This window comes from Sphingomonas sp. Sph1(2015) (genome assembly GCF_001970915.1).
GTDB classification, from domain to species: domain Bacteria; phylum Pseudomonadota; class Alphaproteobacteria; order Sphingomonadales; family Sphingomonadaceae; genus Sphingomonas; species Sphingomonas parapaucimobilis.
The window spans coordinates 15,566-32,577 of record NZ_MQUI01000043.1; the positions used below are offsets into that span (position 1 = coordinate 15,566).

A 17,012-nucleotide genomic window follows, 5' to 3' on the forward strand; every position below is an offset into this window, starting at 1 on the left:
TCAGAAAAAGCGGCGGGCTACCGCGCCTCAACGCCCCGCCATGCCGCCGGTTTCATCGCGGGAGATCGAGCCAGTTCGCGACCTGCGCGGCCAGCGGCGCGAAGACCGTGTCGCCCTCGCCCGCCGCCGGAGGCTGGCCCGCGTCGGAGGCGGTGCGAATCGCGATGGTCAGGGGCACCCGGCCCAGGAACGGGATGCCCAGCTCGGCGGCGGCCGCCTCCGCCCCGCCCGATCCGAACGGGTCGGAGATGCCGCCGCAATGGGGGCAGCAATAGCCCGCCATATTCTCGATCAGGCCGATGATCGGCACCCCCGCCCTGGTGAACAGGTCGATCGCGCGCCGCGCATCGATCAGCGCCAGATCCTGCGGCGTCGAGACGATCACCGCCCCCGCCGGGCGATGCTTCTGCACCATGGTCAGCTGCACGTCGCCGGTGCCGGGCGGCAGGTCGAGGACCAGCAGCTCGGTCGCGCCCCAGTCGCCATCGACCAGCTGGCTGAGCGCGCCCGCCGCCATCGGCCCGCGCCACGCGATCGCCTTGTCCGGCTCGACCAACTGCCCCATCGACAGCAGCGACACGCCATAGGGGGTCGGCACCGGTTGCAGCTTGCCGTCCTGCGCCACCGGCTTCACACCCTCGGCCGCCATCAGGCGCGGTTGCGACGGGCCATAGATATCGGCATCGACCAGCCCGGTCTTGCGACCGCCCCGCGCCAGCGCGATGGCGAGATTGGCCGACAGGGTGGACTTGCCCACGCCGCCCTTGCCGCTGGCGACCGCGATGATGCGACGCTCGCGCTTCTCGGCGGTCAGGACGACGCGGACATCCTCGGCCCCCGACTGGATCGCGGCGGCCTTCACCTCTTGCTCCAGCGCGTGGCGACCGGCGCCGTCGAGGCCGGTCGTGTCGAGCACGACCCCCGCCCGCGCGCCCTCCATCCGCACATTCGCGCGCTTGCCCGCCACCGCGGCGACCGCCGCCTTTACCGTCTCGATGATGCTCATGCGCGGCAGATAGGATGCGAAGCGCGGCTTGGCACTGTTTTTGTCGGCGAACCGTTCCTATAACGATGACTATGAGAAAGCTGACGGGCCGGTTTCAACGCCCCCCCATCCTAGCCGCCAACACGCCAAAAGGCCCCTGGGGCGGGTCCGGCGACGATCCCGATGGTGGTCCCCGCAACCCCTGGGCCGTTCCGCCGGGTGGCCGCAAGGCGCCGGGCAAGTCCACCGCGCTGGATGAGTTCATCCGCAAGGCGCGGGGATCGGGCGGCGGCGGCCCCGGTGAGGGGTCGGGCGGTTTCGGCGGCCTTCCGGGCGCACCGGGCGGCCGCACGCTCTGGGCGATCGGCGCGGCAATCTTGATCGTCATCTGGCTGCTCTATACCTCGATCCACCCGATCGGGCCGCAGCAGCGCGGCGTCGTGACCTATTTCGGTCGCTATACCGGCATCCTCGAGCCGGGTATCCAGATCACCGCCCCCGCCCCGATCGCCAGCGTCCGGGTGCTGGACGTGCAAAAGATCCGCACCGAGAATTTCCCCGAAGGCTCGGGCGAGAATCTGGTGCTGACCAGCGACCAGAACATCATCGACCTGACCTATTCGGTGCGCTGGGACATCGCCAATCCGCGCGACTATGCCTTCCGCCTGGCGCAGCCGCAGGAAACCGTGCGCGCAGCGGCGGAGAGCGCGATGCGCGCGGTGATCGCCGACACTTCGCTGGACCAGGCGCTGGGTTCGGGGCGTACCGGCATCGAACAGCGGGTGCAGGAGCTGACCCAGTCGATCCTGAACGAATATCGCGCGGGCGTGCGGATCCAGGGCGTCGCCATCAAGCAGGCCGCCCCGCCGCAGCAGATCGTCGACGATTTCAACAAGGTGACGGTGGCGCAGCAGCGCGCGGTCGCCGACGTCAACCAGGCGCGTTCCTATGCGCAGCAGGTGGTGGCCCGTGCGCAGGGCGAGGCGGCGCAGTTCGACAAGGTGTATGAACAATATCGCCTGGCCCCCGAGGTGACCCGTCGCCGCATGTATTACGAGACCATGGAGGCCGTGCTGGCCAAGTCGGACAAGACCATCGTCGAGACGCCCGGTGTCGTCCCCTATCTGCCTCTCTCCAAGGGACAGGCCAGGCCGCTGCCGCCGGAGATCACCGCGACGGCTCCCGCCACGCCGCCCGCCGCTTCGGCGCAGGCCGGTTCGGAACAGGGAGGTGGCCAGTGAACGGCCTGACCGCACGCAACCCGATCGTGCTGGGCGTCGCCCTACTGATCGCGGTCATCATCGCCGCCTCGACCTTCTCGATCGTGCCCGAGACCAAGCAGGCGGTGATCTATAGGTTCGAGCAGCCGCGCCGGGTGGTCAACGGCTTTCGCCCCGGCGAGGAACTGGGTAACAGCGGCGCGGGCCTGATCGCGCGCATTCCCTTCGTCGACCGTATCGTCTGGGTCGACAAGCGCGTGCTCGACCTCGACCTGGAAAAGACCCAGGTGCTGTCGACCGACCAGCTGCGCATGAATGTCGATGCCTTTGCCCGCTTCCGCGTGATCGATCCGCGCCGGATGCTGGCAACGGCGGGCAGCGTCGACGGCGTCATCAACCAGCTTCGCCCGATCTTCGGATCGGCACTGCGCAACGAGCTGGGCAAGCGGCGTTCGTCCGAGCTGCTCAGCCCCGAGCGCGGCCAGGTGATGGACGCGATCCAAGTCCGCCTCGACCGTATCGCGCGCCAGTACGGCGTCCAGATCGTCGATGTGCGCATCAAGGAGGCCGAGTTGCCGCCGGGCACGCCGCTGCAAAGCGCGCTCGCCCGGATGCAGACCGCGCGCCAGCAGGAGGCGATCACCATCGCCGCACAAGGCCAGAAGCAGGCGCAGATCGTCCGCGCCGATGCCGATGCCCAGGCGGCGCAAATCTATGCCCAGGCCTTTGGCAAGGACCCGAATTTCTACGATTTTTACCGCGCCATGCAGTCCTATCGCCATACCTTCGGCGCGGACGGCTCGAATCAGGAACGCGGCGCCACGCAGATCATTCTGTCGCCGGAGAACAGCTATCTGAAGGAATTCACCGCGCCGGGCCGATAGGTGGAGATTCCACCTTTCCGCTCGTTCATATTCAAGCGTCGTTCAGCCAAACCGTGGCAAATAGGTCACGGTCAAACTGAATTTTCTTTGAGAGGACCCTAGCCCAGTGCGCTACGCCTACGCCATTACCAGTGCGCTCCTCCTCGGTGGTGCGACCGCGACCCTGGCCCTTCAGCCCGGCACCGCCCAGGTCGCGCAGAACGAACCGGGTGCGATCCAGGCGGTCGCCCCGCGCGCCGGCGCGCCGATGAGCTTTGCCGACATGGTTGCCAAGCTCCAGCCCGCCGTCGTCAACATCTCGACCAAGCAGTCGATCACGGTAAAGCAGCAGCCCAACCCTTTCTCCGGCACGCCGTTCGAGGGCTTTTTCGGCCAGTTCGGCGGCCAGGCCGGGCCGCAGCCGCAAAAGCGTGAAGGCGCCTCGCTGGGTTCGGGCTTCCTGATCTCGCCCGACGGCTATATCGTCACCAATAACCACGTCATCGCGCCGGGCGCGCAGGGTGCCTCGGTCGATTCGATCACCGTCACGCTGAACGACCGCAAGGAATATACCGCCAAGGTCGTCGGCCGCGACGAAACCTCCGACCTCGCGGTCCTGAAGATCGACGGCAAGAACCTGCCCTTCGTCCGCTTCGGCGATTCGGCGCGGGCGCGTCCGGGCGATTGGGTGCTGGCGATCGGCCAGCCCTTCGGCCTGTCGAGCACCGTGACCGCGGGCATCATCTCGGCGATCCATCGCGTCACCGGGCAGGGCGGCGCGAACGACCGCTTCATCCAGACCGACGCCGCGATCAACCAGGGCAATTCCGGTGGCCCGATGTTCGACATGAACGGCAACGTCATCGGCATCAACAGCCAGATCTATTCGCAGTCGGGTGGCAATATCGGCATCGGCTTCGCCATTCCGGCGGAGGACGCCAAGCCGATCGTCGAACGCCTGATGAAGGGCCAGAAGATCGAGCGCGGCTATCTGGGCGTGCAGATCGGCGGGCCGGTCAATGACGACGTCGCCGCTTCGCTGGGCGTGCCCAAGGGCCAGGGCGAGATCATCGCCAAGGTCGAACCCAATGGCCCCGCCGCCAAGGCCGGCCTGAAGGCGTTCGACGTCGTGACAAAGGTCAACGGCCAGTCGGTGACGCCCGAGCAGACCCTGTCCTATCTGATCGCGAACGTGCCGCCGGGCGGCCGCGTCCAGCTGGAAGTGCTGCGCGGCGGCAAGCCGGTGTCGCTGACCGCAACCGCCGCGACCCGTCCGTCGAACGAGGAACTGCGTTCGACCCTGGGTGACGGCTCCGACGCCTTCCCCGACGATGACGACGATGCGCAGACCACGCCTGCGGCCGGTGGCGGCCTGGGCCTGTCTGTCCAGGTGCTGACGCCCGCGATCGCGCGCGCGATCAATGTCGATCCGTCGACCCAGGGCGTGGTGATCGCGGCGGTCGACCCGTCGAGCGATGCCGCCGCCAAGCTGAAGCGCGGCGACGTCATCACGGCGGTCAACGGCGCGCCGATCCGCAGCGCGGCCGACCTCCAGCAGGTCGTCGCCGCCGCCAAGGCCGCGGGCCGTCCGCAGGTGCTGGCGCAGATCACCCGCGGCAAGATCGCGGGCGCGCTGATCCCGCTGCGGATCAAGTAACCCGGCCACCCTTTACGGGCCGAGACAAAAAGGCCGTCGTATCCCAGGGATGCGGCGGCCTTTTGCTATTCCCGTCCCCGTCCGGCGCGATACAATGCGCGCCATGGACGGCATCTTCATCGGCACAGGTGGCGGCAAGCCACAGGCGATCGACCTCAAGCGCGCGAACCGGCACGGCCTGATCGCGGGCGCGACCGGCACCGGCAAGACGGTGACGCTGCAGACCATGGTCGAGGGATTTTCGCGCGCGGGCGTGCCGAGCTTCGTCGCCGATGTGAAGGGCGACCTTTCGGGGCTCGGCATGGCGGGATCGGCGATGGGCAAAACGCACGCCGCCTTCAGCGCACGCGCCGCCGAACTGGACATGGCCGACTGGGCCTATGAGGCCGCGCCGGTGCAGTTCTGGGACCTGTTCGGTACCCAGGGCCATCCCGTCCGCGCCACCGTGTCGGAGATGGGGCCGCTGCTGCTGGCCCGCATGATGGGGTTGAACGAGACGCAGGAGGGCGTGCTGACCATCGCCTTCCATGTCGCGGACAAGGAAGGGCTGCTGCTGCTCGACCTGGACGATCTCCAGGCGATGCTGGCCGAATGCGCCGCGCGGGCGGACGAACTGACCACAACCTATGGCAATGTCTCGAAACAGTCGGTCGGTGCGATCCAGCGCGCGCTGCTCCAGCTGCGCACGCAAGGGGGCGAGCATTTCTTCGGTGAACCCGCGCTGGAACTGGCCGACCTGATCGCGGTCGACGATTCGGGGCGCGGCGTGGTCAACATCCTGGCCGCCGACCAGTTGATGGCCAGCCCCAAGCTCTACGCCACCTTTCTGCTCTGGCTGTTGTCCGAACTGTTCGAACAGCTTCCCGAGATCGGCGATCCCGACAAGCCCAAGCTGGTCTTCTTCTTCGACGAGGCGCATCTGCTGTTCGACGAGGCCGCGCCTGCCTTGGTCGACACGATCGAGCGCGTCGTGCGGCTGATCCGGTCCAAGGGCGTCGGCGTCTATTTCATCACCCAGAACCCGATCGACGTACCCGACAAGATCGCCGGGCAGCTGGGCAACCGGGTGCAGCACGCGCTGCGAGCCTTTACGCCGCGCGACCAGGCGGCGGTGCGCTCGGCAGCCGAGACGTTCCGCGCCAATCCGGGTGTGGACGTCGCCACCGCCATCACCGAGCTGAAGGTCGGTGAGGCGCTGGTCTCGCTGCTCCAGCCCGACGGCTCGCCCTCGCCGGTCGAGCGCACGCTGATCGCTCCGCCGCGCAGCCGGGTCGGCCCCGTGACGCCGGACGAACGCAAGGTGCTCATTGAAAGCGATGCGGTCGGCGCAAAATACGATCAGGCGGTGGACCGAGAATCGGCCGAGGAATTGCTCGCCGCCAAGACCCGGGAGGCCGCTGCGGCGGCCGCCGAAGCAAAGGCAGCGACCGAGGCGGAGAAACAGGCCGCGCAACAGGCCAAGGCGGATGCAAAGGCCGCCAAGGACGCCGAACGCGCCCGCATCGCCGAACAGCGAGCAGCGGCCAACTCCCCCTGGGCCAAGATGGCGAGCAGCGCGGCGCGATCGGCCAGTTCGTCGATCGGGCGACAGGTGGCCAACGAGATCGGCAAGCAGGTGTTCGGTGGTGGCTCGAGGCGGCGGTTAAGCAGCGCTGGCGGCGGGATCGTCGGCGCGGTGGTGCGTGGGGTGCTGGGGAATTTGTTTCGGGGGTAAGGCCCCGCGCACACCCAACCCGCCCCCACCTCCGTTCCGCCTGAGCGAAGTCGAAGGCCACGGGAATCCACTCATCTCAAGCGCGCACCCCGGCGAAGGCCGGGGTCCAGTTACCATGGGCCGTTGAAGGCGCGGCATCTTGGCCTCCCACGCAACGGCCCGCGCACCACGAACTTTGCAAGACTTGGACCCCGGCCTTCGCCGGGGTGGGGCCTTTGGCGGTTGAATCGCGTAGCCTTCGACTTCGCTCAAGCTGAACGGAGGATTGGGAAGGAATACTCCCCCACGCCCGCCATGCGCAGCCTGAGCGCATTCCCCACACGAAATGCTAGGCGAGCGCCGCGCCTTCTGCCACATCTGCGCGCATGAGCCGTTCTCCCACGACCGCCCGCCCCGTTGCCGAACTGACCCTTCGCGGCATCGCACTCGGCGGGATCATCACCCTGTTGTTCACCGCCGCGAACGTCTATCTCGGCCTCAAGGTCGGCCTGACCTTCGCCACCTCGATCCCGGCGGCGGTCATCTCGATGGCCATCCTGCGCTATCTACCCAACAGCTCGGTGCTGGAGAATAATATCGTCCAGACGGTCGCCTCGGCGGCGGGGACACTGGCGGCGATCATCTTCGTGCTGCCCGGGCTTGTCATGATCGGGTGGTGGCAGGGCTTTCCCTATCTGTTGACCGCCGGGATCACGGCGACCGGCGGCATATTGGGCGTCATGTTCTCGGTCCCCTTGCGCCGCGCGCTCGTCGTCGACACCGACCTGCCCTATCCGGAGGGTCGTGCCGCCGCCGAGGTGCTGAAGGTCGGTGCGGGCAGTCGTGAGGGCGAGGCCGAAAGCGCGACCGGCCTCCGCCTGATCGTCGTCAACGCCGTCGCTTCGGCCGCCTTCGCGATCCTGACCCAGACCAAGCTGGCGGTCGCTGAAGCGGCCGTCTGGTTCCGCACCGGCGCGGGCGCGACCGGCATTTCGGGCGGGCTGTCCTTCGCGCTGATCGGGGTCGGGCATCTGGTCGGCCTGTCGGTCGGCATAGCGATGCTGGCGGGCATCGCGATCGGCTGGTGGGTGGCGCTGCCCATCCTGACCGCCATGGCCCCCTCGGCCGGGCCGGTCGCGGAATGGGCGGGTGGCATTTTCAGCCGCGACGTGCGTTTCCTGGGCGCGGGGGTGATCGGGGTCGCGGCGATCTGGACGCTGCTGAAGATCATCGGGCCGGTCATCGGCGGTATCCGTTCCTCGCTTGCGGCCTCTTCGGCCCGGCGCGACGGCGCGGTCCTTGCCATCGGCGAGCGTGACCTGCCGATCGGGATCGTCGCCATCGTCGCGCTGGCGACGCTGGTGCCGATCGCCGGGCTGCTGTGGTCGGTGATCGCGGGCGGGCCGCTCGCCGCGTCGGGCTTTGCGCTGATCGGTGGCGCGCTGCTGTTCATCCTGCTGATCGGCCTCGTGATCGCGGCCGTTTGCGGGTATATGGCGGGGCTGATCGGCGCGTCGAACAGTCCGGTGTCGGGCATCGGCATCCTGTCGGTGCTGGCCGCAGCCCTGCTCCTCGTCGGGCTGTTCGGGCGCGGGACGTCGCCGGAGACGACGCAGGCGCTGGTCGCCTATGCCCTGATCGTGACCGGCGTCGTGTTCGGTGTCGCGACGATCTCCAACGACAATCTGCAGGACCTGAAGACCGGCGAGCTGGTCGGCGCGACGCCGTGGAAGCAGCAGGTGGCGCTGGTCATCGGCGTCGTCTTCGGCAGCCTGGTGATCCCGCCCGTCCTCGACCTGCTCAACGCGACGCTGGGCTTTGCGGGCACGCCGGGCGCCGGGCCGAACGCGCTGTCCGCACCGCAGGCCGCGCTGATCTCGGCGCTCGCCAAGGGGGTGCTGGGCGGCGACCTCAACTGGGCGATGATCGGCGTCGGCGCGGCTGTCGGCGTCGGAGTGATCGTGGCGGACGAAATTCTCGGCAAGCTCGGCTGGCTGCGCCTGCCGCCGCTGGGCGTCGGGCTGGGCATCTACCTGCCCATGTCGGCCACGCTGCCGGTCGTGATCGGCGCGGTGATCGGCCATGCCTATGACCGCTGGGCCAGGCGCAGCGCCAACCCGGAAGCCGCCGAGCGGCTGGGCGTGCTGGCCGCGACCGGCCTGATCGTGGGTGAAAGCCTGTGGGGGGTGGGTTTTGCCGGGATCGTCTACCTGACCAACTCGGACGCGCCGCTGGCGCTGGTCGGGGACGGCTTTGCCACGCCTGCGCTGATCGGGGGGACGATCCTGTTCCTGGGGATCGTGGCGGCCCTGTATCGCTATACGCGGCGTCAGGTCGTCAGCCTGCCAGCAGCGGCACGCTGATCCCTGCGGGAGCCGATATGATTCCTCCCCTGTAAGGGGAGGTGGCAGGCCGAAGGCCTGACGGAGGGGCGTCCCGCTATCGAGAGGGGGGACACCCCTCCACCATCCTTCGGATGGTCCCCCTCCCCCTAAGGGGGAGGAAAGGAGGGGGCCCGGCGGCGCGGTATCATTACCCGCGCCACTTCGTCATCACATCGCGGCGAGCAGCTCGCTGATCTTCACGAACGCAAAGCCGATCGAGCTGTCCGCGATGCCATAGGGCAGGAACAGCGAGTCGCCGTGGCGGATCGCGCCGCAGGAATAGACGACGTTGGGCACATAACCCTCGCGGTCCTGATCCTTGGCGGCCAGGATCGGCTGCTTCGTCCGGCCGAGCACCTTGGACGGGTCGTTCTTGTCGAGCAAAGCCGCGCCGATCGAATATTTGCGCATCGCGCCGACGCCGTGGGTCAGCAGCAACCAGCCCTCATCCACCTCGATGGGCGGACCGCAATTGCCGATCTGCACCAGTTCCCAGGGATAGACGGGCGTCAGGATCTTCTCGCCATCGTCCCAGTGGGTCAGCGAATCGGACTTGAGCAGGAAGAGGTTCTCGCCGTCCTGCCGCCCGATCATCATATACTGGCCCGCCACCTTGCGCGGGAACAGCGCCATGCCCTTGTTCCGTGCCGCTGCGCCGGTCATCGGCACGAGGTCGAATGCGCGGAAATCGCGGGTGCGCATCAGTTCGGACTGGATGCCCGAGCCGTCATAGGCGGTGTAGGTGCCGATCCACTCGACCGCGCCGTCGTCATGCGTGAACTGGACGATGCGCATGTCCTCCAGCCCCTTGGACTGGGCCTGGGTGATCGGGAAGATGACCGTGCCCGACAGGGTCGAATCGCGGTGGCGGTGGACCGTGATCGGGCCGCTCGGCATCTCATATTCGCCCCAGCCATGCACGTCCGTCGCGGTCGCGAAGGGCGGCTCGGGCGCCAGGCGCAGCTGGTTCTGGTCGTTGATGATGCCTTCGCGGAAGGCGACCGAGGAGATATGCCCCTCACCCACCGACCGCATCGACATCAGGATACGCTGCGACCCCGGCTGGATGCCGGTCTGGTCGAAATGCGGCACCGCCGACGGGTTCATCAGCGCGGCCGCGGCATAGCTGTATTCGTGGCAGAAATAGGCCCCGATCAGCTGGCGCTTCTCGTCGCCGATCTTCGACCCATCCAGCTTCAGCAGATCCTCGATCTGGTCGTAGCGGGTCATGAAGACGCGCCGCGTCTGCCAGTGCCGGGCCTCGAAATCCTTCAGCACGGCTTCCAGCTGGTCACTCGCTTCCTGCGGCGACATGGCCAGCACTTCGCCGACCAGCCGTTCGGTCCGGCTGGGGGGTGCGCCATTGCCACCGCCCCAGGCGATGTGAAACGGCCGCACCACGACGCGCGAAGGATCGGCATGAAGCCGCAGCCGGTGGTTGAAAAGATCCATCGCGCTACCGTCTCGCCACTTTACCAAAAACGCTCATCACTTCCCCCAGACATGACAGCATGTCAGGCAATGTGACGATCGGCTCCTGCCATGGATGACGCGGAATGGCAAAGGCTGGCTATCGCGCAATTGGCGAGTTGCAGCGCCAGGATCGATTCGGCCCCCTGGTTGCGGTTGAGGCCGGTCGGCATCAGCCCGTCGAAACAGCCGCCGTCCTGCGCCGTCGCCAGCGGCAGGTCGAGGTCGTTGGCACCCAGGAACCAGCCATAGGCCCGCTCACCCTCGGCGATCCAGCGCGAATCGCGGGTGGCGGCATAGGCCGACTGGCACGCCTCTACCGTCGCCTGCGCCTCCAGCGGCTGCTGGTCGAACTGCAACGGCTCGGCATAGGGACGGCCGAAGCTCTCGCTGCCGACCGCGCGGAAGCGGCCTTCGGGCGAGGTCTGCTTGCCGACGATCCAGTCCAGCGTCGAAATGCCACAATCGATCAGGTCCTGGCGACCCAGCGCACGCCCCGCCTCGATCAGCGCCTGCGGCACGCGGGCATTGTCATAGGCCAGCACGATCTCGAACCACTGCCATTCGGGGCGGCGCGCCTCCTCGAGCAAAGCGAGGTGCAGCGGGGGCAGCTTTTCCAGGATGGCACGCGCCAGCTGATGCCCCGGCCGCGCCTCCAGCATGGCCGCCGCGCCCAGCATCGCAAAGGCCTGTGCCCGCAGCGATCCCAGGTCCAGCGCCAGCGAGGCGGTGGCGTCGAACCACATCTGCGCCCAGTCGCGATGCTTGGCCTGCTGCGCATCGCGAGCGGTCACGCCCAACGCCCAGAGGGTGCGACCGTTGGAATCCTCCGACCCCACATCCTCGCACCAGCTGCGGTCGAAACGCATGAAGTTGCGATAACGGCGCGCTTCCGGGTTCCAGGCATATTGCAGGAACGAGGCGTAGATGGTCGTCCACTTGTCGCGCGTGACCGGATCGATATCCGGCGCCTGGGTCATGAAGATCAGCGCGCGTGCATTGTCGTCGATGCAATAGCCATGGCGGCGATCGGGGATCGAGTAGATGGCGTGCTGCAACATGCCGGTCGAATCGCTCATCCGCTCGACGGCGGCGATATCGGCCTTCAACGGCTTGATGCTGGTCTGGTATGATCCGGCGATCCGGCGCGGACGGGCGGTGATCGCCGCCGCCATCTGCTCCAGCGCCGCCTCGGCCAGGCGCGGCCAGATCATGGTGCGGCCACGGGCATAAGCGCGGCTCGACAGGCGGTTGCGGGCCACGTCGTCGGTCAGCAGCCGGTCGATCTCGCGGGCAAAGGCGTCCGCATCGCAGAAATCGACGAGGACGCCGTGATCGTCGCCCAGGATCTCGACGGCATGGACATAAGGCGTGGAGACCACCGCCTTGCCGACACCGACCGCATAGGACAGCGTGCCGCTCGTGATCTGGGCGGGGTTGGTATAGGGCGTCGCATAGATGTCGGCGGCCTGCAGATATTCGATCAGGTCGTCATGCTCGACGAATGCATCGACAAAGGCGACATTGTCGGCCACGCCGCGCGCCTCGGCCAGTGCCTTCAACCGATCGCGATAGGCCTCGCCCTCATGCGCGATCAGATTGGGATGCGTCGCGCCCAGCACGACATAAAGCAGTTCCGGGTGATGCGCGGCGACGGCGGGCAGCGCCTCGATGATCGTCTCGATCCCCTTGTTCGGTGCGAGCAGGCCGAAGGTGAAGACCACCTTTCGCCCTTCCCAGCCGAACTTGGCCTTCAGCGAGTCGGGCGAGATCAGTTCGCGGTGCGGCACGCCATGCGGGATCATCGCGATCTGGCGCGGGTCCGCGCCATAGATGCGCTGGAGAATGTCGCGACCCTTGTCGGCCATGACGATGATCCGGGCGCAGCGGCGCAGCAGCCCCTCCATCACCCGGCGCTCATCGGCAGAGGGCTTTTCCAGGACGGTGTGCAGCGTCGCGATCACGGGCAGCGTGGTGCGATCGAGCAGCGCCAGCAGATGCTCACCGGCGGCACCGCCATAGATGCCATATTCATGCTGGACCCAGATCGCCTGCGCACCGCTCGCCTCGATCCGGCGGGCCATGTCGATATAGGCACCGCGCTCATGCTGCGGGATGGCGGCGGTCACGGCGGGGGGATAAGCATAACGTCCGGGATGATCGTCCATCGCGTAAACGTCGACGGCCAGATCGGGGAAACGATTGCGCAAGGCGGAATAGACGTCGGTGGTGAAGGTCGCGAGCCCGCATTGACGGGGCAGGAAATTGCCGATCAGCGCCAGTCGTTCAATCACGGTTCCGTTCGCATCCACCATATCGCTTGTCCTTGCAGGCGCGAGGGCGGCGGCAAATCCGCAAATTCCCTCACGTCAAGGTTAACCCGCGATGAGCGGCGAAGGTTGCAATGCGTATGACATATTTGCTGCACCGCACTCGGACGCTGCGTCCAAATGACGTCAAGCAGCGCCGAATCGTGTGCCCGTGACGGGGATGCGCCGCGGGTCCCTTGGATCAGGCTCTTGGAGCGGATCGCCGGGGACCGATATTTTCCTTCCCTCGCCCCTGTCCGGGAGCGAGGGAAGGCGTTCTCTTAGCGCGCAGGAACGCGGTCGGCCGCGTCGCGGACGGCCTTGCCGTCCGCCGCCGCCTTGCCGACAGGCTTGAAGCCGGCCTTATAGGAGATGCTGGCCTTCTTGCGCTGATCCTTGAGCGTCTGGCCCAGTGCATCGGCGATCGCCTTGCGCCGCAGGATCTCGCCCGCCAGCGCGCGTGCGGGTTCGCCCGTGACGGGTGCCGCCATGCGCTGGACGATCGCATTGGCGGTGTAGGTGCCCTGATAGGGCAGCAGGATGGGATCGCCCGTCGGCTGCTTGGCCACCTGTGCCGCGATCGCAGCCGGAAGGAATGCCGAGTCGACCAGGACATGATCGCGCGTGAAGGGCGTGGCGTCGCGGGTCAGTCCGTCCGCCAGTGCATCCAGCGTCTTGAACTGGCCAAGCGCCAGCAATGCCTCGGTGCTGGCGGGCTGGGCGAAGCGAATCTGGTCGACATAGAATTTCTGTCGCTGCGCGAATTCGTAAGGGTGTGCGGCGATATAGGCGTCGACGGCCTGGACGTTCGGCACCGGCACGGTGTTGGCCAGCTTCTGCGCCAGCATCTCGACCAGCAGCTTCTGCTCCTGCCGTTCGCGCTGGGCGGCGAATTCGGGGGTCTTGTCGATCCCCATCTTCCGCGCCGCCTGCGCCAGCAGGGTACGGTCGACCAGCTGGGGCAGGATCACCTTGCGATAGGCGAGGCGGTCGACGCCCGGCGGCGCATCGGCCAGTTCGGCATCCAGCGCCTGGGTGGTGATCGCCTGGCCGTCGACCTGCGCGACACCCTGCCCCCCGGGCTTGGACTGGCATCCCGACAGGGCCAGCAGGGCGAGGGAGACGGCGCTCCAGGACCAATGTTTCACGCGAAGACTCCATGACCACATACCGCGTCCACCCCGCAGGCGGATGCCGGTTCGACTCTTACCGTTCCTGCGTCAAAAGCGGTTGCGATATTCTTATCCCCGCTCCGGGCGGCGTGGAATTTCCGATGGGCGACATGAAAAAACCGGCCGCCCGTCGGACGACCGATTTTCGATGGCCGACGCGGTGCGCGACGAACGCACCGCGATAGGCGGATCAGGCGATGGCGGCGCGCGGCGCGGTGCCGCGACGGCGCAAGACATAGCCCACCAGCACCAGACCCAGCAGCATCATCGCCCAGGTCGCGGGCTCCGGCACGGCGGTGGGGGCCGAAGCCGCGCCATAAGCCTGGCCGTTGGTGTAGGACGACACCTTCGTAGTCAGGCCGGTGGTCGGATCGATCGTGTAGATCGCATTGTCCTTCACACCGAACAGCGCGTCGACCGTCGAGGCCAACCCGAATATGTTGGTCGTGCCGCCGATCAACCGGCTGGCGCCGGTCAGCGGATTGACGACCGCCAGACCCAGATTGCTGGCGAGGTACAGCTGCCCCTTGAAAAAGGCCAGATCGCCCGCCGACTCCGGGTTGCCCATCGATCCGATCAGGCTGGCCTGCCCGTTGCTGGTATTGATCTTGTACAGATTGTTATTGCCCGCCCCGTACAGGGTGCCGTCCGATCCGAAGACCAGACCGTTGACGAACGAGCCCATCGAGCCGAGCGCCGTGGTTGCGCCACCGCTCGTCGAGATCTTGAACAGCGTACCCCCATCGACGCCGAACAGATCGCCACCGCTGTTCAGCGCGATGTCGAACATCACCGTGCCGGTGTTACCCAGGACGGTGCTCACCTTGGTGGTCGTGTCGTAGGACACCAGGCCACCATTGGAGTCGTTGATGATGATCGTGGGATTGGCGCTTGCCGTTCCTGCCGCGCCAAGCCCGATCAGCGTGGCAACCGCCATGGCGAAATGTTTGACGATCTTCTGCACGGCCCTGTTCCTTTTCGCATCCCGATGACACGTTCCTTGCCACGACTTCTAAATCGCGGGTCGGACGTCTTCAAGGATGGAAGATGTTTCACATCGGGATGAAACAGGGGTTGGGCCGCGGGCGGATCAGCCGCGACCGCGATAACCCGCCACGCCCTGATCGGGCAGCCACAGATCGGCGGGCGGGGCCGAGGACTGCCAGAACACGTCGATCGGGATGCCGCCGCGCGGATACCAGTACCCGCCGATGCGAAGCCATACGGGCTTCATCTCGTCGAACAGGCGCTCACCGATGCCCACGGTGCAATCCTCATGGAAACCGGCATGGTTGCGGAAGCTGCCCAGGAACAGCTTCAGCGACTTCGATTCGACGATCGTCTCGCCGGGCACATAGTCGATGACCAGGTGCGCGAAGTCGGGCTGTCCGGTCACGGGGCACAGCGAGGTGAACTCGGGGGCCGCGAACCGGACCAGATAGGTACGCCCCGGACGGGGGTTGGGAACATAATCGAGCACCGCCTCTTCGGGGGAAGCGGGCAGCGCGCTGGTCTGGCCGAGATGCTTCATGAAGGCCATGTAGGATAATCATGCCCCAATCGCCAACGCTGATCCCGATCCTGGGCGACCAATTGTCGATGAACCTGTCCTCGCTGGAGGACGCCGACCCGAAGCGCACCGTCCTGCTGATGATGGAGGTGGAGGACGAGACGGGTTACGTCCGCCACCACAAGGCCAAGATCGCCTATATCCTGTCGGCCATGCGCCACCATGCCGAGGCGCTGAGGAAAGCGGGCTGGACGGTCGATTACGTCAAGCTGGACGACCCTGACAATGCGGGCAGCTTCACCGGCGAGGTCGCGCGCGCCGTCGAACGGCACGATCCGACACGGATCGTCGTGACCCAGGCGGGCGAATGGCGGGTCGCCGCCATGCTGGAGGCGTGGGAGACGATGTTCGCCGTCCCCGTCGACATCCGCCCCGACACCCGCTTCATCGCCAGCCAGGCCGAGTTCGAGGACTGGGCGAAGGACCGCAAGGAACTTCGCATGGAGTTCTTCTACCGCCTGATGCGCCGCAAGACCGGCCTCCTCATGAAGGGCGACAAGCCGGAGGGCGGCAAATGGAATTACGACGCCGACAATCGCAAGCCCGCGCCCAAGAAGGAGACGCCGCCCGAACCGCTGACCTTCGCACCCGACAGGATCACCCGCGAGGTGCTGAAGCTGGTCGCCGGACGGTTCGACAACCATCCCGGCTCGCTCGACGGATTCGCCTATGCCGTCACCGCCGAGGATGCCCAGAAGCAGGCCGAGGCGTTCATGGCGCATGGCCTGCCCAGGTTCGGCGATTATCAGGACGCGATGCTGACCGGCCAGCACCAGCTGTGGCACTCGGTCCTGTCACCCTATATCAATTCGGGGCTGCTCGACCCGCTCAAACTCTGCCGCATGGCGGAGGAAGAATATGAGGACGGCCATGCCAGCCTCAATTCGGTCGAAGGCTATATCCGCCAGATCATCGGCTGGCGCGAATATGTGCGCGGGCTCTATTGGCATGTCGGGCCGGATTATGTCGACCGCAACTTCCTGCGCGCTCATCGGAAGCTGCCCGGCTTCTACTGGACCGGCGAAACCGACATGCACTGCATGGCGCAGGCGCTGGGCCAGACGCTCGACACGGCGCATGCGCATCATATCCAGCGGCTGATGGTGACGGGCAACTTCGCCGCCCTGATCGGCGCCGACCCGGCGGAGGTGCATCGCTGGTATCTGGAAATCTATATCGACGCCTATGAATGGGTCGAGCTGCCCAATGTCGTCGGCATGAGCCAGTTCGCCGATGGCGGCATCATCGCGTCCAAGCCGTATGTGTCGTCGGGGGCCTATATCAACCGCATGTCGGATTATTGCGGGCATTGCCGCTATGATGTGAAGCAGCGCGTGGGCGAGGACGCCTGCCCGTTCAACGCGCTCTATTGGGATTTCCTCGCACGGCATGAGAGCCGGTTCGAGGGGAATGTTCGGATGGCGATGGCCTATCGGAACTGGAACCGGATGGCGGAGGAGGACCAGAAGGCCGTGCGGGCGCAGGCGGCGGGGTATTTGAAGGGATTGGAGTAGCCGGATTCCCATAGCCTTCGACTTCGCTCAGGCTGAACGGGGGTGGGGGCATGGGGTCTTCCGCAACATCCGTTCAGCCTGAGCGAAGTCGAAGGCCACGCCCCACCCTCGCCACTAGCCGCTCCCCTCCCGCAGGCGGGAGGGGATGGGGGAGGGCAAGGAGTCTCAGCGAGAC

12 protein-coding genes are annotated in these 17,012 nt (G+C 66.7%); 6 read left to right on the forward strand and 6 right to left on the reverse strand.

Going from position 1 to position 17,012, the window contains the following annotated elements:
• Positions 1-52: 52 nt before the first annotated feature.
• Positions 53-1,006, reverse strand: coding sequence for an Mrp/NBP35 family ATP-binding protein (locus BSZ14_RS15080; protein WP_076711543.1), 954 nt, complete (start codon positions 1,004-1,006; stop codon positions 53-55).
• A gap of 71 nt (positions 1,007-1,077) precedes the next feature.
• Between BSZ14_RS15080 and hflK the strand changes: the two genes are divergently transcribed.
• From hflK to BSZ14_RS15105, 5 genes are all read left to right on the forward strand, one after another.
• Positions 1,078-2,226 (forward strand): protease modulator HflK, encoded by a 1,149-nt coding sequence (hflK, locus tag BSZ14_RS15085; protein WP_076711544.1) that lies wholly within the window; start codon positions 1,078-1,080, stop codon positions 2,224-2,226.
• The gene (gene hflC / locus BSZ14_RS15090; protein ID WP_198930529.1) at positions 2,223-3,089 is read left to right on the forward strand and encodes a protease modulator HflC; all 867 of its coding nucleotides are present in this window, start codon (positions 2,223-2,225) and stop codon (positions 3,087-3,089) included. Before hflK ends, hflC begins: the two co-directional genes overlap by 4 nt.
• 106 nt (positions 3,090-3,195) lie before the next feature.
• Positions 3,196-4,725, forward strand: coding sequence for a Do family serine endopeptidase (locus BSZ14_RS15095; protein WP_076711545.1), 1,530 nt, complete (start codon positions 3,196-3,198; stop codon positions 4,723-4,725).
• 103 nt (positions 4,726-4,828) lie between these two features.
• Positions 4,829-6,439: a helicase HerA-like domain-containing protein gene (locus BSZ14_RS15100; RefSeq protein ID WP_089413665.1), complete on the forward strand. Its 1,611-nt coding sequence runs from the start codon at positions 4,829-4,831 to the stop codon at positions 6,437-6,439.
• 365 nt (positions 6,440-6,804) lie between these two features.
• The gene (locus tag BSZ14_RS15105; RefSeq protein ID WP_076711547.1) at positions 6,805-8,781 is read left to right on the forward strand and encodes an OPT family oligopeptide transporter; all 1,977 of its coding nucleotides are present in this window, start codon (positions 6,805-6,807) and stop codon (positions 8,779-8,781) included.
• A 189-nt stretch (positions 8,782-8,970) separates the two neighbouring features.
• Here the strand turns inward: BSZ14_RS15105 and BSZ14_RS15110 are convergent, their stop codons facing one another.
• The 5 genes from BSZ14_RS15110 to queF form a co-directional block, all read right to left on the reverse strand.
• A complete protein-coding gene (locus BSZ14_RS15110) occupies positions 8,971-10,254 on the reverse strand; it encodes a glycoside hydrolase family 130 protein (RefSeq protein WP_076711548.1) in 1,284 nt (427 codons plus the stop codon).
• A gap of 62 nt (positions 10,255-10,316) precedes the next feature.
• Positions 10,317-12,587: a glycosyltransferase family 4 protein gene (locus BSZ14_RS15115; RefSeq protein ID WP_076711549.1), complete on the reverse strand. Its 2,271-nt coding sequence runs from the start codon at positions 12,585-12,587 to the stop codon at positions 10,317-10,319.
• 275 nt (positions 12,588-12,862) lie between these two features.
• Complete coding sequence (locus BSZ14_RS15120) at positions 12,863-13,729, reverse strand: SurA N-terminal domain-containing protein (protein WP_076711550.1); 867 nt, start codon at positions 13,727-13,729, stop codon at positions 12,863-12,865.
• A gap of 214 nt (positions 13,730-13,943) precedes the next feature.
• Positions 13,944-14,717: a PEPxxWA-CTERM sorting domain-containing protein gene (locus tag BSZ14_RS20095; RefSeq protein WP_042489698.1), complete on the reverse strand. Its 774-nt coding sequence runs from the start codon at positions 14,715-14,717 to the stop codon at positions 13,944-13,946.
• Between the two features lie 126 nt (positions 14,718-14,843).
• Positions 14,844-15,284 carry a preQ(1) synthase gene (gene queF / locus BSZ14_RS15130; protein ID WP_174435547.1) on the reverse strand — a complete coding sequence of 147 codons (441 nt, stop codon included), beginning with the start codon at positions 15,282-15,284 and terminating at the stop codon, positions 14,844-14,846.
• A gap of 20 nt (positions 15,285-15,304) precedes the next feature.
• Here queF and BSZ14_RS15135 point away from each other — a divergent pair, with 20 nt between their 5' ends.
• Positions 15,305-16,837: a cryptochrome/photolyase family protein gene (locus BSZ14_RS15135; protein WP_076711551.1), complete on the forward strand. Its 1,533-nt coding sequence runs from the start codon at positions 15,305-15,307 to the stop codon at positions 16,835-16,837.
• Positions 16,838-17,012: the final 175 nt, after the last annotated feature.